General features: G+C 69.1%; 22 protein-coding genes. 12 read left to right on the top strand and 10 right to left on the bottom strand.

Annotated features, from left to right (window positions below):
• Positions 1-134 precede the first annotated feature (134 nt).
• The 3 genes from KJS59_RS06600 to KJS59_RS06590 form a co-directional block, all read right to left on the bottom strand.
• Positions 135-677, bottom strand: coding sequence for a hypothetical protein (locus KJS59_RS06600; protein ID WP_213451412.1), 543 nt, complete (start codon positions 675-677; stop codon positions 135-137).
• Between the two features lie 115 nt (positions 678-792).
• The gene (locus KJS59_RS06595) at positions 793-1,923 is read right to left on the bottom strand and encodes an alpha/beta fold hydrolase (protein ID WP_213451411.1); all 1,131 of its coding nucleotides are present in this window, start codon (positions 1,921-1,923) and stop codon (positions 793-795) included.
• 254 nt (positions 1,924-2,177) lie between these two features.
• A complete protein-coding gene (locus KJS59_RS06590) occupies positions 2,178-3,242 on the bottom strand; it encodes an NAD(P)/FAD-dependent oxidoreductase (RefSeq protein WP_213451410.1) in 1,065 nt (354 codons plus the stop codon).
• Positions 3,243-3,320: 78 nt separating this feature from the next.
• On the opposite strand from KJS59_RS06590, the gene KJS59_RS06585 reads away from it, so the two are divergent.
• Complete coding sequence (locus KJS59_RS06585; protein WP_213451409.1) at positions 3,321-3,983, top strand: helix-turn-helix domain-containing protein; 663 nt, start codon at positions 3,321-3,323, stop codon at positions 3,981-3,983.
• A 15-nt stretch (positions 3,984-3,998) separates the two neighbouring features.
• Here the strand turns inward: KJS59_RS06585 and KJS59_RS06580 are convergent, their stop codons facing one another.
• The 5 genes from KJS59_RS06580 to KJS59_RS06560 form a co-directional block, all read right to left on the bottom strand.
• The gene (locus KJS59_RS06580; protein WP_213451408.1) at positions 3,999-5,192 is read right to left on the bottom strand and encodes a hypothetical protein; all 1,194 of its coding nucleotides are present in this window, start codon (positions 5,190-5,192) and stop codon (positions 3,999-4,001) included.
• Between the two features lie 141 nt (positions 5,193-5,333).
• Positions 5,334-5,885 carry an FGGY-family carbohydrate kinase gene (locus KJS59_RS06575; protein ID WP_213451407.1) on the bottom strand — a complete coding sequence of 184 codons (552 nt, stop codon included), beginning with the start codon at positions 5,883-5,885 and terminating at the stop codon, positions 5,334-5,336.
• On the bottom strand, positions 5,843-6,184 hold the full coding sequence (locus KJS59_RS32065) for an acetate and sugar kinases/Hsc70/actin family protein (RefSeq protein WP_213451406.1): 342 nt from the start codon (positions 6,182-6,184) through the stop codon (positions 5,843-5,845). Before KJS59_RS32065 ends, KJS59_RS06575 begins: the two co-directional genes overlap by 43 nt.
• A 38-nt stretch (positions 6,185-6,222) precedes the next feature.
• Positions 6,223-6,618, bottom strand: coding sequence for an FGGY family carbohydrate kinase (locus KJS59_RS06565; protein WP_213451405.1), 396 nt, complete (start codon positions 6,616-6,618; stop codon positions 6,223-6,225).
• Between the two features lie 97 nt (positions 6,619-6,715).
• Positions 6,716-7,702, bottom strand: a complete 987-nt coding sequence (locus KJS59_RS06560; RefSeq protein ID WP_213451404.1) for a DUF4331 family protein — start codon at positions 7,700-7,702, stop codon at positions 6,716-6,718.
• 502 nt (positions 7,703-8,204) lie between these two features.
• Between KJS59_RS06560 and KJS59_RS06555 the strand changes: the two genes are divergently transcribed.
• The 4 genes from KJS59_RS06555 (at position 8,205) to KJS59_RS06540 (ending at position 13,244) form a co-directional block, all read left to right on the top strand.
• Entirely contained in the window at positions 8,205-10,493 is a 2,289-nt protein-coding gene (locus tag KJS59_RS06555) for a glycoside hydrolase family 9 protein (RefSeq protein WP_213451403.1), read from the top strand.
• Positions 10,494-10,738: 245 nt separating this feature from the next.
• A complete protein-coding gene (locus KJS59_RS06550) occupies positions 10,739-11,617 on the top strand; it encodes an SAM-dependent methyltransferase (protein ID WP_213451402.1) in 879 nt (292 codons plus the stop codon).
• Between the two features lie 153 nt (positions 11,618-11,770).
• Positions 11,771-12,199 (top strand): PPOX class F420-dependent oxidoreductase, encoded by a 429-nt coding sequence (locus KJS59_RS06545; RefSeq protein WP_213451401.1) that lies wholly within the window; start codon positions 11,771-11,773, stop codon positions 12,197-12,199.
• Positions 12,200-12,290: 91 nt separating this feature from the next.
• The gene (locus KJS59_RS06540; protein ID WP_213451400.1) at positions 12,291-13,244 is read left to right on the top strand and encodes a ribose-phosphate diphosphokinase; all 954 of its coding nucleotides are present in this window, start codon (positions 12,291-12,293) and stop codon (positions 13,242-13,244) included.
• Between the two features lie 770 nt (positions 13,245-14,014).
• Here KJS59_RS06540 and KJS59_RS06535 read toward each other — a convergent pair.
• On the bottom strand, positions 14,015-14,179 hold the full coding sequence (locus KJS59_RS06535; protein WP_213451399.1) for a hypothetical protein: 165 nt from the start codon (positions 14,177-14,179) through the stop codon (positions 14,015-14,017).
• A 165-nt stretch (positions 14,180-14,344) separates the two neighbouring features.
• On the opposite strand from KJS59_RS06535, the gene KJS59_RS06530 reads away from it, so the two are divergent.
• From KJS59_RS06530 to KJS59_RS06520, 3 genes are read left to right on the top strand one after another with little or no spacing between them, the layout of a single operon-like run.
• The gene (locus KJS59_RS06530) at positions 14,345-15,361 is read left to right on the top strand and encodes a DUF5919 domain-containing protein (RefSeq protein ID WP_213451398.1); all 1,017 of its coding nucleotides are present in this window, start codon (positions 14,345-14,347) and stop codon (positions 15,359-15,361) included.
• Complete coding sequence (locus KJS59_RS06525; protein ID WP_213451397.1) at positions 15,358-16,113, top strand: phytanoyl-CoA dioxygenase family protein; 756 nt, start codon at positions 15,358-15,360, stop codon at positions 16,111-16,113. Before KJS59_RS06530 ends, KJS59_RS06525 begins: the two co-directional genes overlap by 4 nt.
• Positions 16,113-16,754 carry an HAD family hydrolase gene (locus KJS59_RS06520; RefSeq protein WP_213451396.1) on the top strand — a complete coding sequence of 214 codons (642 nt, stop codon included), beginning with the start codon at positions 16,113-16,115 and terminating at the stop codon, positions 16,752-16,754. The genes KJS59_RS06525 and KJS59_RS06520 overlap by 1 nt, the downstream gene beginning before the upstream one ends.
• A gap of 123 nt (positions 16,755-16,877) precedes the next feature.
• Here the strand turns inward: KJS59_RS06520 and KJS59_RS06515 are convergent, their stop codons facing one another.
• Positions 16,878-17,366 (bottom strand): thiolase C-terminal domain-containing protein, encoded by a 489-nt coding sequence (locus KJS59_RS06515; protein ID WP_249713924.1) that lies wholly within the window; start codon positions 17,364-17,366, stop codon positions 16,878-16,880.
• Positions 17,367-17,583: 217 nt separating this feature from the next.
• On the opposite strand from KJS59_RS06515, the gene KJS59_RS06510 reads away from it, so the two are divergent.
• From KJS59_RS06510 to KJS59_RS06495, 4 genes are all read left to right on the top strand, one after another.
• Positions 17,584-18,816 (top strand): MFS transporter, encoded by a 1,233-nt coding sequence (locus KJS59_RS06510; protein WP_213451395.1) that lies wholly within the window; start codon positions 17,584-17,586, stop codon positions 18,814-18,816.
• 131 nt (positions 18,817-18,947) lie between these two features.
• A complete protein-coding gene (locus tag KJS59_RS06505; RefSeq protein WP_213451394.1) occupies positions 18,948-19,340 on the top strand; it encodes an SCO5389 family protein in 393 nt (130 codons plus the stop codon).
• Positions 19,330-20,409, top strand: coding sequence for an LLM class flavin-dependent oxidoreductase (locus KJS59_RS06500; RefSeq protein ID WP_249713923.1), 1,080 nt, complete (start codon positions 19,330-19,332; stop codon positions 20,407-20,409). Before KJS59_RS06505 ends, KJS59_RS06500 begins: the two co-directional genes overlap by 11 nt.
• Before the next feature lie 152 nt (positions 20,410-20,561).
• A complete protein-coding gene (locus tag KJS59_RS06495) occupies positions 20,562-21,527 on the top strand; it encodes an ATP-binding protein (RefSeq protein ID WP_213451393.1) in 966 nt (321 codons plus the stop codon).
• The last annotated feature ends 7 nt before the right edge of the window (positions 21,528-21,534 follow it).

The raw sequence follows: 21,534 nt of genomic DNA, 5'->3' as shown, positions 1-21,534 counted from the left end.
TGGCCTGACCTTGGTCAGCGTGAATCTCCAGCGCCGCTGCCTACTGAGGCATGGCCCGACGACGACTACTCCCTAGCTTGGTGGGTTGGAGCCGTGGACGTTGCCAGCTATAGATCATGCGCCTATATGGGCTGCTAGGCTCGCCGCAGCTTCGCCTCGATCTTCGTGGCCTTGTCATCGACCCCGGACGCCACGTACTCGCACGGGTCGTCGAACGGGCCGACCGAGAACCAGTGGACCCTCCTGGTGTCGGTATCGATCCTGACGAGCAGGGAATGCCCTTCGCCCATCGGCGCCACCAGCACACAGGAACCCTGCTTGTCCTTGACGTTGATCGAGCCCAGGAACGTCGCGGTGGTCTTCTTGGCCAGCTCACCGTCCACCGGCGCGAGCTTCAGGTCGGCCGCGACGCTCGCCGGGTCACCGTCGCGGTACTCCACGGCGACCGCCACGAGGGTGTACTGCGTCCCCAGTGGATGACCGAACCAGCACAGGTCCGGCTCGTCGGCCTGGACGTGCATGTCGAACTCGCGCAGCTCGTCCGCGGTGAAGAACTCGCACGGCCGGGCGGTGCTTGGATCGAAGGAATGCTCGGCGCATCCGCCGAGCAGTAGCACCGCCGCCGCCGCCGCGGCGAGCACGAAACAGCACAGTCGAAGCCGCAACGCCGCATGCATACGTGGCAGTCTATCCGGTGTCGGTACCGACCAGATGCGACTGACCGGTGGCTGCCTCCTCGGGTGGCGGGCGGCACGACCCGGTGGTCGTGCCGCCCGTTCACTGCGTGTCCGCTCAGACCGGGATGCAGCCGTTGCTGTCCTTGCGCGTGACGTAGTTGATCGTGTAGTTGTCCAGCCAGGTGGCGGCGTAGTTGTAGTTGTCGAGCGCGTTGATGTGCAGGTTGATGTCGTGGCCCGAGTTGAGCTGGACGAAGGCGCTCAGGCAGGCGCGCGCCGAGTAGTTGGCCGACTCGCGGGCCAGCACGGCCGCCGGGGTGTCGCAGGAGAGGCCGCTGGCCCTGTCGCACGCCAGGTTGTCGTACTGCCCGACGGCGAGCAGCGTCGGCACCCGCACCCCACGGGTGACCGCCGTGTCCCGGGCGGCGGCGAGGCTGGTGCGTTCACCGTCGGTGCCGGTCTGCTTGAGCGCCTCGTCCAGCGATAATATGTCCGACTCGACGTTCGGCAGGTGGTAGAAGTCGGCGCCCCGGGTGCCGGGCTGGGTGGTCAGGTACCCAGAGGGCAGCCCGGCGCCGGCGAACGCCGGATCCGAGCTGGCCGGGTGGAGCGAGGCGGCCAGCCGGGCCAGCCCCGGCGCGTACGTCTGGGTCAGGAAGTCCTGCAGGATCAGGTAGTCGGGTACCGCGCTGGCGGTGGTGACGGTGCCCGCCTCGTACTGGAGGATGCCCGCGCCGAGCGAGTGCCCGACCCCGACGACCGTGGTGAAGGCCACCCCGCCGATCGCCCCACTGCGCAGCTTCGGGACGATCTGCTGGATGACGTACGCCTGGTTTTGGACGTTCAGCTGGGCGGCCGGCGGCTTGCCGCTCGCCCCGACGCCGAGCCGGTCGATGGAGAAGGTGGAGTAGCCCTTCACCGTCTGTACCCATACCCACGAGTAGGTATTCGGCTTGTACGAGACGTTCCAGTAGTTGTGGTCGTAGCTCCAGCCGGAAACCAGCAGCTGCACCGTCGTCTTCCGCAGGTGGTCGGAGCCCAGGCACAGCCGGCCGGTGACGTTGTAGGTGGTCGGATCGCCGGCGGTCAACGTGACCGGCACGGTGTACTGGGCGCAGGTGGCCCACTCCGGGTCGGTACCGTCGGCCATGGCTGGTGTCTGCACGGTGGCCACGGTGGCCACCCCGATGATTGCCGCCAGCGCGAACCGCAAGGTTCGCGAGGGGGTGCGGTGGGGGTATGACATCGACTGAGGGTACGAAGACTTAGCCGTCCACTGTGGCCGCCGATTGATCGACTTTGAACAGTACGATCGATTGATGAAGATGATCCGATCGGCTGTTGGCGAGAGACCATCTACTGCGGAAGTCGGCTACGTTCCGTAGAGCGAGCAGGTACGCGCCCCGGGCGGGGAACGCATGGCCGTCCGCGACGGCACCGAACCCGATGCCGACCGTCCCGCCATGCGGTCCGCTCGCGCAGCGACGCGCCGCAATCCGGTCAGCGGCGGCGCAGGGAACCCGCCGGTTGCGGGTCCGCACCGGGGACGGGAAGGCGGGCGGCGGCGACCGCCGCGTCCGTGTCCTCCTCGATCAGAGACATGTTGATCGCGGCGGCCGCGGTGAGGCCCGCGCTGACCGAACCGGCGACCTGCCCCAGCGGGTCGGAGACGTTGCCGGCGACGTAGACGCCCGGCACCGCGGTCGCGCCCGTCGGCTCCGCCTCGATGCGACTGCCGATGACGGTGTCACCCATGGCGAACGCGACCGGTGTCAGGTCCAGCGGGGCCAGGAAGCCGGCCCGTGCCTGCAAGGACGCGCTGACCGCGACCGCCGCGCAGTCGACGACGTGGCCATCGGCGACCCGCAGCCCGCGCAGCCGGTCAGCAGCGATGACGACCTCCTCGGCCGGTCCGGGGACCACGCTGATGCCGCGGGCCAACAACCGCTCCCACTGTTGGTCGGTAGGTTCCGCGTCGGCTTGCTGCAGGATGAGGGTGACGTGCGGGGTGAGCTGGCGCCACAGGAACGCGGTGTGGATCGCCAGCCCCGATGTGGCCAGCACGGCGATCCGCTGGTCGCGGACCTCCCAGCCGTGGCAGTACGGACAGTGCAGGATGTCTCGTCCCCACCGTCCGGCGAGCCCGGCCACGTCCGGCAGAACGTCCACCAGCCCGCTGGCGGCCAGCACCCGCCGCGTCCTCAGCTCCCGTCCGTCGGTCAATTCGATGACGAAACGCGGTCCCGCCACCGACGGCAGCGCCCGGACCGCGTCGACGGTCCCGTCGATGATGTGCGCTCCGTAACCACGCAGCTCAGCCCGGCCAGCCGCAAGCAGTTCAGCGGGGGGCATGCCGTCGCGGGAGAGATAGTTGTGCACCCCCGCCGCCGGGGCGTTGCGCGGCTCACCCGCATCCACCAGCACCACCCGGTGCCGGAACCGCGCCAGCGACGTCGCCGCGGCCAGCCCGGCCGCGCCGCCGCCGACCACCACCACATCCAAAGCGCCGGGTCCGGGAACTCGGTCCTTGCCGTTGTCGTTACCTTCTGCGCCGTCCGCGGCCATCGCGACCACCTCCTTGCCCCATCTTCGGCACTCTGGCGCTAGTGGCAAGTTTTCATGCTGAAGTGGCAAGATGGTGGCATGAGCAAGTCCGACGAGACGCCTGAAGCGGACCTGTCGCGAGACGTGATCGACGACGTCCTGCACCTGGTCGGGCCCCGCCTGCGTGCGCTGCGCCGGCACCGGGGCGTGACCCTGGCCGACCTGGCCCGTGCGACCGGGATCTCCGAGAGCACCCTCTCGCGCCTCGAAGCCGGTCAGCGACGGCCCACCCTGGAACTCATGCTGCTGCTCGCCAGGGCCCACCACATCCCGATCGACGAACTCGTCGGAGCCCCGGAAACCGGCGACCCCCGCGTCCGGCTACGCCCGCTGAAACGCTGGGGGATGATCGTGATCCCGCTCACCCGCCGACCCGGCGGCGTGCAGGCGTACAAATTGATCATCCCGGTTCACCCGGGCGAGCCGCCCGCCGGGCAGACCCACGATGGCTACGAATGGCTCTACGTCCTCGCCGGGCGGCTGCACCTGATCCTGGGCGACCGCCAGTTCGAGCTCGGCGACGGCGAAGCGGTCGAGTTCGACACCCGCACGCCGCACGCCTTCGTCAACCGCGGCCCCGGCCCCGTCGAGGCCCTCACCCTGTTCGGTGCCGCCGGGGAGCGGATTCATCTGCGCGCCAGCCCGAACGCGACCGACCTCACGGACCGCCGTAGCCGTGGCCGCCTCGGGAGCCAACCGTGACGGCCGCCGCTGCCGTCACCGGAAAGGCGGTACCACCCGGACCGTGGTCGTCGGTGCGGCAGTGGCCCGGCGGCGACGGATCGCGGTGGTCAGTCCGGCCGCCGCCGCGGCGACGAGGGCCAGGCTCGCCACGGTGACGGCGCCCCAGACCAGCGGCCACGACCGCCGGCTGTGCCGCAGCAGCAGCGACGATTCGCCTTCGCAGTCGACGGTGCCGATGACGCTGTCGTTGACCCGGAAGGTGCCGACGTAGGTGTACGTGTGGCCGTTGTAGGTGACCGTCTCCGGGTCTCCGATCGGGCGGCCCGTCCGCCACCGGACGACGCGCGGCGAGTCGCGCTCGCGCACCACGCAGGCCGCCCGGTCGGGAATCCCGGTCGCCCGGTCGGCGTAGAGGGCGTAGTCGGTGCCGCCGCCCAGGACCCGGCTGACCATGCCCCGCCGCTCGGTGCCGATGTTCGGCGGGTCGAAGGTCTTCAGGAAGCCGAAAGACAGGCCCAGCACGCCACCGGCGCAGCACGCGAGCACCGCCAGCACCACCGGCGGGATCACGAGCAGGTACCAGCGGCGCGACGGGCCACCGGCCCCCACCGCCACGGGCGCGGGCGGCGCGGGAGCGGACGGCACGGGAGCGGGCTGGGCCGGCGGTGCGCCGGCGCGCCGGCGGCGGACCAGGCCGGTCACCAGCACGACGACGCCGGCGGCCGCGATCAGGCCGCCGACGATCCCAACGGCCAGCAGGTGGCGCTGCGGGGCGCGGCTGGGCACGACCAGGAAGTCGGTTGGCGAGCATTCCACCGACAGGAACGCCTTCGTGCGGTCGCCGCGCAGGGTGCCGTAGTAGCCGAAGTCGTAGTCGGCCACGCCGTCCGTGCCGGACCGGGTGTCGAAGTGCGTGATCCGCTCCGGTGCCGCCGCGGGGCGCTCGGAACGGCGCACCAGCCAGGAATCCTCGGGCGAGTCGTAGACGTTGCACGGCACGGTGTCGGGCCACGTCTGCTCGACCGGCTGGTAGATCCAGTATTCGTCGCCCTCGTACATGTCGAAAATCGTGGAGCCCTTGCCGCCGAGCGTGGAGGCCAGGTCGACGTCCTGACCGGACCGCGAGACCGGCCCGAGCAACACGCCGCCGCCGACGCCGCACACCAGCAACGAGACGATCAGCAGTACTCCACCGAGCGTGGTGGCGAGCGGGCGACGAGAGCGCATGATCGGGAACCTAGCAGCCGACATCGACGGCCGCGATCCCGTCACCCGGCCGGGGCGCGAGGACAAGTACGGCCGATGGATCGGCGTCCTTGGTGTCGGGACGGCTCTCGACGGTGCCGGCCAGTCCACGGCGTCCGGGGGTCAGGTCAGGGCGTGCACGAGGTCCCGCGTCGCGGGATAGAGCTTCCGGTAGACCGCGTACGACCGCTGGTAGGTGTCGTGGCTGGCCGGGTTCGGCTGGACCCGGTCCGCCCACGTCGTCCAATCGTCGTCCCGGGACACGAGGCCCTGGGCGAGCCCCGCCAGGTACGCGTTGCCGTAGCTGGCCCCGATGGTCTGCCGGGGGACGTGCTGGGCGTGCCCGGTGATGTCCGAGACGATCCGGGTCCAGAGCGGGCGGACGCCTCCACCCACCGCGATCACCCGGCCCGGTGGCTCCAGCAGTTCGGCCATCGTGTCGATGTGGTGGCGCGCCGCGTACCCGGTGGCCTCCAGCACCGCCCGGTACAGGTGCCCCCGCCGGTGGTCCAGCGTGAGACCCAGGATCACCCCGCGCGCCTTCTCGTCGAACAGCGGGATGCGCTCGCCGGCGAAGTAGGGCAGCAGCACCACCCCGTCCGACCCGGCGGGCACGGCGGTGGCCTCGGCCGTCAGGTCCGCATAGTCCGGCCGCCGGTGAGCTCGCGCAGCCACTCGACCACGGCACCCGAGGTCGCCATTCCGCCCGCCACGCAGTAGCTGCCGGGATGCACACCGGCGGTGGACCACAGGCCCGGGTGCGCGATGGGCCGCTCCACCACCCGGGTAAGGAACATGGTGGTGCCGTACATCAGCATCAGGTCCCCGCGTCGGGTCGCGCCCACGCTGACCGATTCGGCCCAGGCGTCGATGGTGCCGGCGGTCACCGGCGTCCCCACGGGCAGCCCGGTCGCGGCGGCCGCCGCGGTGGTGACCGTACCCGCGACCTCGGTGGGCCACAGCAGCCGCGGCAACTCCAGACCCGGTGCGAGGTCGGCGGCGAGGTCGGTGATCAGGCCCGGGCCCGGATGTCGTACAGCGGATCGCTTTGGCTGGCCGAGTGGTGGTCGAGCACGTACGAGCCGGTCAGGCGGTGGACGAGGAAGGAACTCGCCATGAAGAACCGGCGGGTCGCCGCCCAGACGTCGGGCTCGTGCCGGGCCAGCCAGAGCAGCTTCGGCCCGACCGCCTGGGTGGTGAGCCGGTTGCCGCCGCGCTGGACGATGGCGTCCTCGCCGAGCCGCTCGGTCAGTTCCACGATCTCGGCCGCGGCGCGGGTGTCCACCCCGTACAGGATCGCCGGCCGCAGCGGGCGGCCGTCCGCCGTGGTGGGCAGGACGCACGGCCCGATACCGCTGACCGCCACCGCCGCCACCGGCCGGGGCGACGAGTTCGCGGGTGATGTCACCTCGCCCTGGCTCCAGATGGTGGCCCGGAAGACGTAGCCGCCGCGCACATTGCCGCCGGCCTCGGAGAACAGGGCGTGGCAGTGCTCGCGGGCTCCGCTACGGGTTGGGCGGGCCGAGGTACGGAAACTGCCCCGTCAGGTCGCTGTGCGGCTTGAGGCCGGTCGGGGGCACCTTGCCATGGGTCAGCCACCCGAAGCGATAGCTGAAGACGTCGTCGATGAGCTTGCGTCCGTTGGGGTAGGAGATCGGCTTGGTGCGGTCATAGCGCAGGACGTCCGGCAGGACCTGCATGGCGGTCGCCTTGGCCTCCTCCGGCGAGTAGCCCGCCTGCTCCAGCAGCTGGGACCACGGGCCAAGGTAGTTGGCCACGTCGTCGGCGGGCTGCCGCGAGTTGTAGCGGTTCTTCTCGCCGTCCGGGTTGATGAACGGGTTGATGGTCGGGTTCCCGCCGCGGTCCATCTGCTCCAACGCGCCGTTGCCGGGCCGGCTGATCGAGGCCCACACCCCCACCAGGGGGCCCGGGCCGAGCAGGTCGGTGGGCACCTCCAGCGCGATGCAGTCGACGTTGTTGCCGGCGAAGTCGTCGTGTCCGGTCCACTTCATTCCGTGCAGGGCGCCCTCGACATCGGCGAAGAACGGGTCGCTGCGCAGCCCGGCGAACAGCCGGATCTGCCCCGACTCGTCGACCGTGAGCGGCTGGGCGGTGCCGTCGAAGCTGACCGGGATGGATTCGGCGAGCACCCGGCCGACCGGCCCCGGCTGGCGCGCCTCGGCGCCGGTGGCGTACCAGGCGGTCCCGGTCTGGCTGCCGTTCGCGTATTCGGAGAAGGCGAAGGTGAAGGCGATGTCGGCGTGCGCGTCGCGGTCGGTATCGATGTTGATCCGGTGGACCGCGCCGGGGTAGAACTCCGGGCCGGTGGTCGGGGCCGGTATCGGGGGCGGGGCAACGGTCGGGTTCGAATTGATGATCAACACCGTCTTGCCGGGGTTCTCCGGTGCGGGGAAGACGTACAGGTCGGTGAGTTCGAGGCGGCGGTCATCACCGGGGAACTTGAGGTTGTCGGCGCTGAAGTGGTTTGACAAGGTGACTCCTTCGAGGCGTCGGGGAGACCGGGCCGGGGCCTTCCGGGGTCAGGCGGTGAACGACGGGCTCCTGACGGCGCGCGGGGCCCGGCAGGCACCTCCGCGGCACCCTCGGCTGACGCTGCCACAGAACCGGTGGATGCCGCGCTGGACGGCGGCGGCGATGACCCGATCGGGCGACGGCCCGTCGACCAGTCACCAACAAGCCCGCCCGCGCCGTCCGAAGCCTCCGCCGAGCCGGCGTCGGGCCGGCGTCGGGCCGCGGCTGCCGCCGGCACGGCGCCAACGACGCACGGCTGAGCCGCCGGGGTCGACGCAGCATAACCGCGCCCGCGATTCTATTGATTGACAGTGGGCAATGTGACCTCCTACTATCGGGGATGGTAAAGGAACCTGTCCCCAGATTTAGCAGTGAGACGTTGCGATTGTTGTTCATCCGAAAGTGGAGGCAAGGGTGCTCAAATCGCACAAGAGGACCATATGCTCGCTCACGGCGGCGCTCATGGTCCTTTCCGCGACAGCTGTCATGAACGGGCCCAGCGCGCTGGCGGGCGCTTCCGGCGGCCATCTCTTAAAAGATCTTCCCGTCTTCAGCAGTACGAGATATGACCAGTGGGCCGGCGCGGGCTCCCCACTCAGTCTGGAAACCGTGCAGCATAACGGCAACCCGGCGCTTCCCGTCGATTCCACGGAAACCTACAACGGCCTGCCGTCGATGCACGTCAACGTCACCTCGGATGGCTCGAGCGGCTATGGCTGGTGGTCGGTGACCCAGGCCAACAACAACTGGGAAACCTACACGCTGGCTCCGTATTACGCCAATGGCGCATTTGAGTTCAACGTCAAGGGCGCCGTCGGCGGCGAAGCGTTCACGGTCGGCCTCGGAGATCGCGACTACCGGCGCGATCCCGTCCAGTACAACACGCCCTCGCTCCAGAGTGGCGACTACGTCACGGTCACAACCGATTGGCAACACGTGCGGATACCCCTCACGGACCTCATTCCGCAGGGAAGTATTTTCGACCTGAACCAGGCGTACCTGCTGTACTTCGGGAGCGCCAACAACAATGCGCAGGAGTTCTGGCTGAACGACATCAAGTTCACGTCGCCGGACCCGGAGCACAGCGCACCCTTCATCAAAGTCAACCAGCTTGGCTACAGCATCCTCGCAAACAAGTACGCCTTGGTCAGTGGCTACGCCGACGAACTCAACGCCGTCGACGGAACACCGTTCAAGGTGAAACGCGCCTCCACCAATGCCGTCGTGTACACCGGTAAACTGAAACTGGTCAAGGACCACGACCCGCAGTCGGGTGAGAGAATCTTCGAGGCGAACTTTTCCCCGCTGATCCTGCCCGGCACCTACTACCTGTCGGTGACGGCCCCGGGCGTAGCGGATTCGCTACCGTTCCAGATCGGGAGCAACCTCTACCGGCCGCTGGTTGTCGATGCCACGCGCTACTTCTACTACCAGCGCCAGGGAATTGGCCTCGACGCCGCGCACGCGGGAGCATACACCCGCGGAGTAGGACACCCGCAGGATGCGAACGCACCCTTTGCCTCCGGCGCACCGGCCAGGGATGTCTCGCAGGGCTGGTACGACGCTGGCGACTACGGCAAATACGTCAACGCCGGCGCGGTCGCGGTTTCCCGGCTGGCGTGGACCTATCAACTCTTCCCCGGAGAGTTCAAAGACCGGCACCTGAACATACCGGAGAGCGGGAACGGTGTTCCGGACATCCTGGATGAAATGAAGTGGGAGCTCGACTTCATCCTGAAGATGCAGGATCGGACCAGCGGCGGCTTCTACCACATGGTGCAACCTACCGGTAACGCCGCACCCGACATGGACACCACGCAACGCATTATCGAGGATGTCAACGGTTCGCGGACCAATGTCCGGCCGACCGATGACACAGCCAGCGCCGCCGCGGCCCTGGCAGAGACTTCGATCTCCTTCAAGAAGTTCAATCCGACCTACGCCAACACCCTGTTGGCGGCGGCTCGTCGCGGTTGGGATTACCTGGTCGCCAACCCGGATGGTGTCGCCTCGGTTCCCGGCCCCTATGGCATCGACGACGACCGCGCGGCTCGCCTGTGGGCCGCCGCGGCGCTCTACCGGGCTACCGGCGACAAGCAGTACAACCAGTACTTCCTCGACAACTACCGGAACTTCGCGAGCGTCTGGGACGGGTCCAGGGACAATCCCGAGGGCGTTGGCAACATGGCACAGAGCGCCTTTCTGGACTACCTGAAGGCGGCCCGCCCCGATGCCACAGCCTGGGCCTGGTTCGCGACCAAGTTCAAGGCATGGCGCGAGCCCGTGCTGGCGCGCGCGGAGCAGGGCCCGTGGCGCAACACCCTCCAGGACAACGACTACTACTGGGGGAGCAACGGTGTGGCGCTCAGCACGATGCGCGTGCTGGCGATCGGGAGCGTCGTGCTGGGTCAGCACAATCTGATCAGCGACATCCGGGTCATCCGGGCCGTGGGATCCGCCATGAACTACATCCTGGGGATCAATCCGCTGCGCCTCAGTTACGTCTCCGGGCACGGCGCCGACAGCATCACAACGATCTTCTCGACGGCCTGGAGCAACGCCGGTCACCCCGGTATTCCCAAGGGCTACCTGCCCGGCGGCCCGAACATCTACAATAACGCCCTGTTGTCCTGCACCGCCCCGGCCAAGTGCTACCTGGCCAACGATTCAAACTGGACGACGAACGAGAACGCCATTTACTGGAATGCCGATCTGGTTATGGTTGCCACGCTAGCCGCTCAGCTTCCCTGAGGCAGGCACTGTCCGCTCGTGTGACGAGGATTGGGGTTCTTTCCCAATCCTCGTTCCACACTGTGGCGGGCCAGCGCGGCAGCGAACCGTTCGCACTCACCCCGATGTTCGGGTTGCCGGCCCCCGACCTCGCGCCACCTCAGCCGGGCCGCCGGAACCGCGCAGGCCGGCAGTCCTCAGTAGCGGATCACTGACCCTAGGATCATCCGTAACCCGCGGACACGGACCGGCACTGGAGAGGCAGCATGACCGACACGATGAGTCACGAGGCACGGGTCCGGAACTTCTACCACGACGGACCCGGCGGCGAAGCCGCGGGCCAGGCGTACAGCGCCCTGATGGGCGACGTGTGGCACCACGGCGACAACGCAGCCGAGAAGGCCGGCAAATCGCCGCTGGAAGCCGCGATGATCCTGGAACAGCGACTGACGAACCTGGCCGGTATCAAGCCCGGTGACCGGGTCCTCGACTTCGGCAGCGGCCCGGGCGGCGCCACCTGCGCCATGGCGATCATGACGGGGGCGGTCTTCGTCGGACTGTCGAACACGGAGACGCTCAGCCAGCGCGCGCGGGCACTGGCCGAGCAGCGGGACCTGGCCGATCGGGTCAGCTTCCTGACCGTCGGTGACACCGACTACCGCACCCTCACCGCGTGGCCCGACCATTCCTTCGACGCGGTGACCTTCTTCGAATCGGTGTGCCACCTGTCCGACAAGGAGGCGTTCTTCCGCGCCGCCCACCGGGTTCTGCGCCCCGGTGGCCGCCTGGTCGGGTTGGACTGGCTGCAACGGCCGTTCGGCGAGCACCAGAGCCCGGAGCAGATCGAGGCGTTCATCGGCGCGGTGTGCGAGCACATCCGCCTCGCCGACCTGGGCACCCTGGACGGCTACGCGGCGATGATGCGCGAGGCCGGATTCACGGTGACCCACGCGGTCGACGAGTTCGCCGGTGAACCGTGCTGGGGTTCCACGCCGCCGGAAGACCGGGAGAAGTGGCTGACGTACACCAGCCCCGGCCCGGCCGGTGACCTGTTCGTCCAGGGCAAGCGCGCACTGGATGCCGCCCGGGGCGCTGGCGTTTTCACCGTCGGCTGGTGGGCCGCCGCCAAGGGCCCCGCTGAGTAGCACCTTCGGCCGGGCCTGGCATCCCGGCTCGCCCGCACGGGTCACGTAGCCAGACGCTGCCGCCGGCGTGGCAGCGTCTGGCGCGGGATCCTGTCCGGTGGGATGTGCCAGGTTGACCGTGCTCGCCACGCCGAGCGGCGCCATACTTGATCAATGGCGAAGTCGATGACCGACGGGCAGTGGCAGCGGTTCGTGTCATACGGAACCCGCACCGGCAAGCTCGCGACGACGCGGGCCGACGGCTCACCACACGTGGTCCCGGTGTGGTTCGTGCTCGACGGCGACGATGTGCTGTTCAACACCGGCAAGACCTCGGTGAAGGCCGGCAACCTGGCCCGCGACCGCCGGGCCGTGCTGTGCGTGGACGACGAGAACCCGCCGTACGCGTTCGTCACCCCGCGCGGCCGGGCCACGATCACCGAGGACCCGGCCGAGACGAGGCTGTGGGCGACCCGGATCGGCGAGCGCTACATGGGCGCCGACAGGAGCCGGGAGTTCGGCGCCCGCAACGCCGTGCCCGGCGAGCTGCTGGTGCGCCTGACGGTGGAGAAGGTGCTCGGCTACACCGGCATCACCGACTGAGCCCGGCCACCGGGAATGGACCGGTCGACTATGCTGTCGTTGGCCAGAAAAGTAGATGTCGCGCTTCGCGCATTTAGAAGATTGGCAGCACATGACGGAATCCGACGTCGTACTGTTCGCCGGTTCGGCAAGCCGGAATCTCGGCCAAGCGATCGCCCAGAGTCTCGGAATCGAACTGGGCGCCTCGGAGGTGCTGCGGTTCTCCGAAGGGAATCTGTTCGTGCGGATCATGGAGAACGTGCGCGGTCGAGACGTCTTCGTCGTTCAGGGGACCGCGTTTCCAGCCAACGACAATTTCATGGAGCTGCTGTTCTGGATCGACGCCCTCAAACGCGCGAGCGCGGCATCCGTCACGGCGGTGATCCCATACTTCAGCTACGCCAAGGGCGACAAGAAGGACGAGCCGCGCGTCTCGATCCGCGGCCGGGTGTGCGCCGACGCGATCGAGGCGGCCGGCGCGGACCGGGTCGTCACCCTCGACCTGCACACACCCCAGGTCCAGGGCTTCTTCACCAAACCGGTCGACGATCTCTACGCGTTGCCGGTGCTCTGCACCGCCATCGCCGACAGGCGGTTGAGCGACCTGGTGGTCGTGGCCCCCGATGCCGGGTACGCCAAGAAGGCCCGGCAATGGGCCAACATGCTACGAGTGCCCACGGCCATCGCCGACAAGCGGCGCGTAGACCACAACGAGTCAGCGGAGATCGTGGAACTCATCGGGTCGGTCGAAGGGCGGACGGCGCTCATCGTCGACGATTTCACGATCAGTGCCGGGACGCTCGTGGAGGCGGCCCGGGTACTCATCGATCGCGGCGCCACCAGTGTCTATGCCGCCGTCAGTCACGCACTGCTCACCGAGGCCGGCAATGAAAGGATCGACAACAGCCCGATCGAACGCCTCTTCACCACGGACAGCGTGGAGACACAGCCGACGAAACTGTCCGAAAAGGTGGAGGTGGTGTCGGTCTCGGGTCTGCTCGCCGAGGCGATTCGACGCATCGGGGCGCGCGAGAGCATCTCCGTACTGTTCGAACAGCAGCCCTGATTCCACCCGGTTTGATCGATACGCCGCGATCAGTAACCAGCAGGCCCGTGCTTCAGTCTCCTCGCCTGACTATATCAGGCATACCGGTCTTTCAGGAAGAAAATCCCCAAATCCACTCACGCTCGACGACACCACCTGCGGTCAGCGCGCGAAGTAGGCGGCCACGGGACCGAGACGATCAAAAGCGAACCGCAGGACCTGGACGTCCGTCGCCGGGAGCACCAAGACCGCAACAATCGACAACCCCGAATAGCCAAGCGCGCTGCCGGCTTCACTCGCCGCGAATGCGGCCCACCGATGCCGAAAGTCCGGCGCCGCCCACCGTCGATCTCACCTCGGCAATGGGAGCAATCGCTACCGGCCCGGCCGAGCCGGTTATAACCACCGCCGGACCGCGGCGAGCGCCGCCTCGTCGGCCGGTGGCTGCGCGTCGCAGGATGAGCCGCCCGCCGTACAGCGCTATGCGTGCCTCGCGCAGAATCTGCCGTTCGCGGGCAGAAACGGCTGGAGCGACGCAGCGGTCACACGCGCAGCGCAGAGGCCACAACCGCTACCAACGCGCCAGCAGCGCGGCCGGGCCCGGCGCGGCAAGGACGCGTGCATTCCGGGTGTGGTACCGCCCCGCCGAGTCGGTGGAGCGACCGGTGAGTACCGGATCATCTCTCGCGAGCGGCGGGTCGCCCGCAGCGCCCGTTGATGGCAACGAAAGTGACCCTTCGGCGCGGATGGGGAGTCCATTGCCGACTGTCTCGCCGCTGCGTGGTCACGGGTCACGGTTCGATGACGGAGTGGAACAGCAGGAGGGCGCTACCGGCGGCGCCACCACCCACGAGCACCGCCGCCGGGACCGAGGGATCGACGAGGTAGGACATGCCGCCGGCGAGCAGGCCGATGATGAACGCCAGGAGCAGGATGACGGCGGTGCGGACGGTCATCAACGGACCGGGGGACGGCGCCATGACTAGACCTCCCATGGTTGGTAGCCAAACCCTGCCCTCGATACGGGAACCGGCAACAGCCCGTCATGGCCGTTCAGTGGCGCCCGCTGGACACCACTGGACCCGAGTGGACTGCCGTATCGTGGCCGAATGAGGGTCAATGTGGCGGTGCTGGCCAAGGCGCAGGGCTTCGGAGATGACTTCGACAGTCTTCAGCGCCTACGCCGCGGGAGGGGCGTCACCGGCCCGGATGACCTCTCCTACCTATCCGACTACATCAAGCGGCGGATGCTGCACATCGAGCGGGACACGGAAAGCGAGCTCAAACGCGGCCTGGACAACCTCCGGCAGCTCATCGACAAGTCTCCCCCGCACGAGCGGGAACTGCTGCGGTTGTGTTTCAACATCGATCGCACCTTCGGCACCTTCAACTGGCTGGAGCGCGCCGAGAACTTCACCATCGACCACGAGTGGATCGGCAGCTCGCGCAACGTCCGCCATCGCGCGGACCTCGCCCTCCTGCAGTTGCTGATGCGCACACGCCCGGCCGCCGAGCTCGAACCCTTCTCCGCCACGGACGGCACGCGCGTTGGTGCGTCCCACGGCGGTGCGGTGAGCGCCCTGGCGTTCTTCGCCGAGGACTACGTCCGCAACAGCCCCCGTTTCGCCGCGTCCTGGGAGGCGGCGCACGCCGTCGACATGTGCGGCTTCGGCCACAACCGGATGGCGGTCGCCTACTCGGCCGAGATCGGCCGCATCCTCAGGTCGGGCGGCCGCGTCCGGGTGCTGATGCAGGACCCGGAGGGCCAGGCGGTCCTGGATGCGAACCGGCGCAGTTCCACCCCCAAGGCATCCGCGGGATCGGTGCGCCATCAGCATCGCAGCGGCATTGCGACCTTCCATGCGATCCGGTCGGCCGCGGACGCCACAGCGGACAGCCTCCAGCTGCGGGCGTACGACATCATGCCGCCCTTCACCGGGTACTTCTTCAACCCCGACGACGAGACCGCACACGCCTACGTCTGGTTCTGGTCATGGCGGCAGCCGTCCTCGTGGCGCCCCGGATTCTTTCTCGCACGTTCGGCGGATCCACTGTGGTACGAGCGCTTCAGAGAGCAGTTCCAGGCCATGTGGGACGACGACGGCACCCAGGAGATAACGGACGGGGACCTGCCATGAGTGACCTCGTGCGCTTCTTCGATTCCGCGGGCTACGCACGGCTCCCCCATCGCCTGCCGGATTCGCTGGTCGACCGGATGCGCTCGGTGGTGGACGACCAGTTCGCGCGCGCCGTGCCGCCCTACCGGGTGAACCAGCGGGGAGAGCCGTGCCGGCTGGATGCGCTGCTGGAGCGCCACGAGGTCTTCATCGAAGCCCTGCGCCATGAGCACGTCGCGGACGCGTTGGGGCAAATCCTCGGCCCGGCCGTGGATGTCGTGCTGAACAGGCACAATCACGCGACGGTGAACAACTCGGGCGACATCCCGTTCCGGCTCCACCGGGACATCCAGCAGTGGTCCCAGCCGCTCGTGGCAGTCTTTTTCTACCTTGAGCCGGCGACCGTCAGCAACGGATGCACCTACGTGGTCCCGGCAACCCATCGGCTGCCCTATGCCGGGCCGCAATCGCACAACGGCGGGGGCAACTGGGCCGACGAACACGACGAGTACCGCCACCTCATCGGGCAGGAGGTGCCGCTGGAAATGCCGGCTGGCGGGGTACTGCTGCTCAACTGCCTGTGCTTCCACAGCGTCGGACGCAACCTGACCGGCCGCTCGCGGCGCAGCGCGGTCTTCGCGTGCCGCAGCTCGAATGAACTCAGTCGGGTGGAGGATCCCGCGGTGGTCCAACTGCTCGGGCGGCGGCGTTTCCTGGCCAACTCCGTGCTTGAGGTCTCCGGGTCGCTGCGGAAAGCGCCGGGAGCAGGCTGATGCTCGCACTGTTCGATCTGGACAACACCCTGGTCGACCGCTCCGCCGCGCTGCGACGCTGGGCGCGAATGCTCGCCGGGCACCGGGGCCTGCCCGCAAATGCCGTGGCGGCGATCGTCGACGCGGACGGCGAGGGAGAGGTGCCGCGCCCCGATTTCCTTGCCGCTGTGCGGGCGCTGCCCGGCGTGCGGATGAGTATGGCGGAACTCCAGGAGTGGTACGTCGCCACCTATGCCTCGTGCTACGTCCCGGACAACAATTCCACCCGGGCACTCAGCGTGCTGAGCAGCGCCGGCTGGAAGATCGGGGTGGTGACCAACGGTTCCCAGGGCCGGACGGTGGAAAAGTTGGCGAGGGCCGGCCTGGCGCCCCTGGTTGACGCGCTCTGCGTGGCTGAGGAAGTCGGCATCCGTAAGCCGGACCCGGGCATCTTCGTCGAGGTTGCCCGCCGCTGCGGCGTCGCGCTCGAGGGATGGATGATCGGCGATTCTCCCGTCGAGGATATCTGTGGGGCCACGCGGGCCGGTCTCCGGACCGCCTGGGTGCGACGGGGACGACGATGGGACGAACGGCTCCGCCGTCCCGACATCGAAGTCGACGGCGTCCTCGAAGCGGCGAGGGCGATCCTGGGGCACGCCTGAACGGCACGAGCGGGGCCCCGAGCCGGACCGCTGCGGTGACGCTGCCGCGCGCTGCCCGTTTCTACATGGTTCTTCCCCACCGCATCCGGAACAGGCAGCCTCGACGCCGTCCGCGGTGGGGCATCACATCTGCTGGACACGCTGTAGAACGTGCACAGCGCACGAACCGTGGTCGAGCCCGGCGATGCCGCCGCCGGTGACATGTGTCATCGCCCAGCTGGCCGAGGGGACCTGGCGAGCGCCCGCCTGACCGGTCAGGTGCCAGTAGGACTCGACCACCTGGGCCACGCCGCTCGCTCCGACCGGGTGTCCCTTGGACAGCAGGCCGCCGCTCGGGTTGACCACGACCTGCCCGCCGTAGGTCGTCGTGCCGCTCCTGAAGAAACCGACCGCCTCGCCTGGGCCGCACAGGCCCAGCGCCTCGTAGTACACCAACTCCGCCACCGTGAATGCGTCGTGGAGTTCGACGACGTTCAGGTCCGCCGGGCCGATGCCCGCCTGTTCCAGCTTGACCGCAACGGCCGCCAGGTCTTCGTGCGTCGCGCCGCGCTCGTGCAGGAAGCGCTGTGCGCGCATGGCATACATCGCCGGCATGACCATGCCGAGCTTCACCTCTGGGTCTTCGGCGACCAAGGGCAGGGTGCCGCCGCCGAATTGGGAAGCTTGTCCACTCCGATGACCAGAGCCGCGTCACGTTCGCCGCTGGCGACGGCCTGGACCGCCTGGTGCGCGTACCGGCCGAAGCGAATCATGCCACCGGCAAGATCCTCAAGCGGAAGCTACGGGAGCGCGTGCACGGCGATCCGACGATCGTCGATAATGCACGGTGATGTTCCCGACGCCGCGCACCAGGCGTACCAGCCGGTCGGATCTCGTCCCGTTGGGCGGCCTGCTGACCATGATCATGATGGCCGTATCGACGACCCAGTACGGTCTCGGCGCGCTCGCCCCAGCCCTGCGGGCCGACCTCTCGCTGACCAACTCCCAGTTCGGCTTGGTGAACTCCGTTTTCTTCCTCTCGGTGGCGGGCTTCTCCGTCATCGTCCCCAAAGCGCTTGCCCACCTGCGGGAACGGACCGCGATCGTGGCCGTCAGCATGCTGACGGCCGGCGGGGTGGGCCTCGCCGTCATGGCGGTCAACGCCTGGTGGGTGGTTCCCGGCCTGGTCGTCGCCGCCGTCGCCACGGCGGCCGCGAATCCGATCACCAACCGGGCCTCGCTCACCGCCGGCACGGCCCGCGAACTGCTCATCGCCGTCAAGCAGTCCGGGGTGGCAATCTCGACGATTGTCTGTGGCGCCGTCCTGCCGCCGCTGGCGGTCCTGGCCAACTGGCGGCTGGCCCTGGTCGCGTACGCGGTCGGCGTCTCGGCGGTCCCCCTGGTGCTCCTGCGGTGGGCCACGGGTAGTCGCTCGCCGGTACTGGCGGCGCGGCCCGCCGCGTCACCGGTGCGGTACTCGATTCCGCAGGTGGTGGTGTACGCACTGTTGATGGGCGCGGGCAGCGCCACGGTGACGACCTATCTCGCCTCGTACGCGCACGCCGAGTTGGCCACCGACGCGGTGGTCGCCGGGCTGGTGCTGTCCTGCGTCGGGATAGGCGCCGTCGCCGGCCGGTTCCTCTGGGGTGGGCTGGCGGTCCGGTCGGTGCGGCGCGGCGGTCATCTCCAGCACCAGCTCGCGGTCATGGCGCTGATCGCCGTCGTCGCCACGGCGGGCCTGATCGCGAGTACCCGGGTCGGCGTGGCGCTCGCCGCGGTCTGCGCGCTGGCCATCGGACTCTCGGCCTCGTCCTGGAACCCACTCGCCATGATGATCTCCACCGCCTCGGGGGATCCGGAGCGGACGATGCGGACCTCCGGGCTGGTCATGTTCGGCTTCTTTGCCGGGCTCGCCGTCGGGCCGGCCGGCTACGGCGTCCTGGTCGACAACTTCGGCTACACCGTCGGCTGGTCGGCCACGCTCCTGCTGTTCGGCTGTGCCGGCGTGGCGATGCTATACCGGCGAAGGGCGCCGGATGCCCTGTTCGGTACGAGAGAGCCCGTCGAATCCGCAACTCGCTGACCGCGCAGTCGAAGGTTGGGCCCGGCCCGTCGCGCCTTCGAGGGCCGGGTATTGACGAAAACGGACGTTGCGTGGTGTGCTCGCAACGCAACGCTAATGAAAACCGAGATCGTTAGCACCAGAGGAGGAGCATGTCTCTCAATGTGCCGCCGACCCTGCTGGAAGCCGCCGAATCGGGCCCCGTGAGCGACGACGAGTTCGTCGCCTGCGTGCGTGACTCCCTGCCGTACGCGTGGCAGACCGTCAGCCGGGTCGCGGCCGACCTGGAATCGTCCGGAGCCGAGTTCGCCGACAACGTCGTGCCGCCGCCGAGTGAGGCGGAGCGGGGCCAGCTGCTGCGGGCCCTGGCCAGCGACGCCATCCGGTCCAGCCTGGAGCGCCACTTCGGGGTGAAACTGGCCTTCCAGAACTGCCACCGGGTCGCCGCGTTCCGCCTCGCGGCGGTCGATTCGGAGACCTACCGCCGCTTCGTGTCCACCCGTGGCCAGCTGTTGAACCAGTCCCCCGAGTTGCGTGACTGCTGACCGCGCCGCGCCCCGGCGGGTGGGACGCGGCGTGCGGGCGCATGTGTTCCTGCTCGCCGGGCGGCGCTCGGACGCCAGCCACGGCGAGGCCCTCGGCGACGCCCACCGCTACGGGATGGCGGCGGAGCGTGCCGGGTACGCCGGGGTGTGGGTGGCCGAACACCATTTCATCTCGTACGGGGTGTGCCCGTCGGCGATCACCTTCGCGGCGCACCTGCTCGGCGCCACCAGTCGGATCACGGTGGGCACCGCGGCCTGCATCCTGTCCGACCGCCATCCGGTCGCGCTCGCCGAGGAGGCCGCCCTGCTCGACGAGTTGTCCGGCGGGCGGTTCCGGCTCGGCGTCGGCCGCGGCGGGCCCTGGGTCGACCTGGAGGTCTTCGGCACCGGCCTCGACCGCTACCGCGAGGGGTTCGCCGACTCGGTGGATGTGCTGGCGCGGTGGCTGTCCGGGGCGCCGTCCGTGGCCGGGAACGGGCGCTTTCCGTTCCGGCCGGTGCGGGTGGTGCCGCGGCCGCGGCGTCCGATCGGGATCTGGGTGGCCGCGACCTCCGTGGCGACCGTGGAACTGGCCGCGCGGCACGGCATGTCGCTGCTGCTTGGTATGCACGCCGGCATCTCGGAGAAGGTCGAGCTGCTCGACCGGTACGCCCGGGTCGCCGCCCGGCACGGCCACGATCCCGGCCGCGCCGCCCACGCCAGCGCGCACCTGGCGCACGTCGAGGACGCCGATGAGCTGGCGGCGCTGGCGGTGCGGTCCGGGCTGCCGGCGCTGTTGGCAGGGGTGCGGGAGTACGTCCGCGTCGACGGGTCGCCCGCACCCGAGAGGGACCTGGACGGCTATGTCGAACGCCTGATCGAGATCCATCCGGTGGGCTCGCCGGGCCGGTGCCGCGCCGCCATCGCGCGGGCGGCGGCGCTGCCGGGCGTACGCCACCTGCTGCTGATGGTGGAAGCCGCTGGCGGGCGGGAGCGCACGGTACGCAATATCGACCGGCTCGCCGTTGACGTGCTCCGGTTGCCGTCCGCCCGGGCGGACGGGTCAACCGTGCTGACCGCGGGCGGGTAGCCGGGACCGCGCCCCGAGGGGGTACCGACCAGCCGGCTCCGCGCGCACTCTTCCGAGCGGCTCGCGTGCCGCTTCAACCGGTACGCCCGGATCGCCGCTACAGTGGCGCACATGGAAATGATTGCCACTACCATCGTCGAGGGCGGTCGCCGATGAAGACCGCCTTTGTCGGCAAGGGCGGCAGCGGCAAGACCACTCTCGCCGCCCTGTTCGCCCGTCACCTCGCCGGCGGCGGCGTGCCGCTGCTGGTTGTCGACGCCGACATCAACCAGCACCTCGCGGTTGCCCTCGGCGCCCCCGCGCAGGTCGCTGCCCAGCTGCCGCCGCTCGGGGAACACCTGCCCCTGATCAAGGAATACCTGCGCGGCGACAATCCCCGGATCGGCTCGGCCACCGAGATGGTGAAGACCACCCCGCCAGGGGCCGGATCGCGGCTGCTACGGGTCGTGGAGGACAACCCGATCTACGCGGCGTGCGTGCGGAGCGTCGGTGGCGTGCGGGTGGCGGTGACCGGGGCGTTCACCGCCGAGGACCTGGGCGTCGCCTGCTACCACTCGAAGGTCGGAGCCGTGGAGCTGATCCTCAACCACCTGGCCGACCGGCCGGGCGAGTACGTCGTGGTGGACATGACCGCCGGGGCCGACTCCTTCGCCTCGGGCCTGTTCACCCGCTTCGACCGCACCTTCCTCGTGTGCGAGCCGACCCTGCGCAGCGTCGGGGTGTACCGCCAGTACGCCGGCTACGCTCGCGACTACGGCGTGGCGCTCTCCGTCGTCGGGAACAAGGTGGAGGACGCGGCGGATGTGGACTTCCTGCGCGAGCACGTCGGCGCGGACCTCCTCGCCTGGGTCAGCCGTTCGGGGTACGTGCGCCGGGCCGAGCGCGGCACGAGCGGACCGCTGGACGAACTCGAGCCGGCGAATCGCGCCGTGCTGGCGCGGTTGACCGAAGCGGTGGACGACACGGTGCCGGACTGGACGGCATTCACCCGGCACGCCCACGAGTTCCACCGGCGCAACGCCGCCGCCTGGGCCAACGATCGCGCGGGGCTTGACCTCACGACGCAGATCGATCCGGACTTCCGCATGGGCCCCGCCACCGTGAGCGCCCCTGCCTGATGCGCGG

The sequence above is a fragment of the Rhizomonospora bruguierae genome (genome assembly GCF_018397995.1).
Classification (GTDB): domain Bacteria; phylum Actinomycetota; class Actinomycetes; order Mycobacteriales; family Micromonosporaceae; genus Rhizomonospora; species Rhizomonospora bruguierae.
Note: the sequence above shows the minus strand (reverse complement) of the source record. Positions and strands in the feature narration are given on the sequence as shown.

Excerpts from the sequence above, each read along its gene's own strand:
- KJS59_RS06600 (WP_213451412.1), bottom strand. The coding sequence starts at position 677 with ATGCATGCGGCGTTGCGGCTTCGACTGTGCTGTTTCGTGCTCGCCGCG.
- KJS59_RS06595 (WP_213451411.1), bottom strand. The coding sequence starts at position 1,923 with ATGTCATACCCCCACCGCACCCCCTCGCGAACCTTGCGGTTCGCGCTG.
- KJS59_RS06590 (WP_213451410.1), bottom strand. The coding sequence starts at position 3,242 with ATGGCCGCGGACGGCGCAGAAGGTAACGACAACGGCAAGGACCGAGTT.
- KJS59_RS06585 (WP_213451409.1), top strand. The coding sequence starts at position 3,321 with ATGAGCAAGTCCGACGAGACGCCTGAAGCGGACCTGTCGCGAGACGTG.
- KJS59_RS06580 (WP_213451408.1), bottom strand. The coding sequence starts at position 5,192 with ATGCGCTCTCGTCGCCCGCTCGCCACCACGCTCGGTGGAGTACTGCTG.
- KJS59_RS06555 (WP_213451403.1), top strand. The coding sequence starts at position 8,205 with ATGGTCCTTTCCGCGACAGCTGTCATGAACGGGCCCAGCGCGCTGGCG.
- KJS59_RS06550 (WP_213451402.1), top strand. The coding sequence starts at position 10,739 with ATGACCGACACGATGAGTCACGAGGCACGGGTCCGGAACTTCTACCAC.
- KJS59_RS06545 (WP_213451401.1), top strand. The coding sequence starts at position 11,771 with ATGGCGAAGTCGATGACCGACGGGCAGTGGCAGCGGTTCGTGTCATAC.
- KJS59_RS06540 (WP_213451400.1), top strand. The coding sequence starts at position 12,291 with ATGACGGAATCCGACGTCGTACTGTTCGCCGGTTCGGCAAGCCGGAAT.
- KJS59_RS06535 (WP_213451399.1), bottom strand. The coding sequence starts at position 14,179 with ATGACCGTCCGCACCGCCGTCATCCTGCTCCTGGCGTTCATCATCGGC.
- KJS59_RS06525 (WP_213451397.1), top strand. The coding sequence starts at position 15,358 with ATGAGTGACCTCGTGCGCTTCTTCGATTCCGCGGGCTACGCACGGCTC.
- KJS59_RS06520 (WP_213451396.1), top strand. The coding sequence starts at position 16,113 with ATGCTCGCACTGTTCGATCTGGACAACACCCTGGTCGACCGCTCCGCC.
- KJS59_RS06510 (WP_213451395.1), top strand. The coding sequence starts at position 17,584 with ATGTTCCCGACGCCGCGCACCAGGCGTACCAGCCGGTCGGATCTCGTC.
- KJS59_RS06505 (WP_213451394.1), top strand. The coding sequence starts at position 18,948 with ATGTCTCTCAATGTGCCGCCGACCCTGCTGGAAGCCGCCGAATCGGGC.
- KJS59_RS06495 (WP_213451393.1), top strand. The coding sequence starts at position 20,562 with ATGAAGACCGCCTTTGTCGGCAAGGGCGGCAGCGGCAAGACCACTCTC.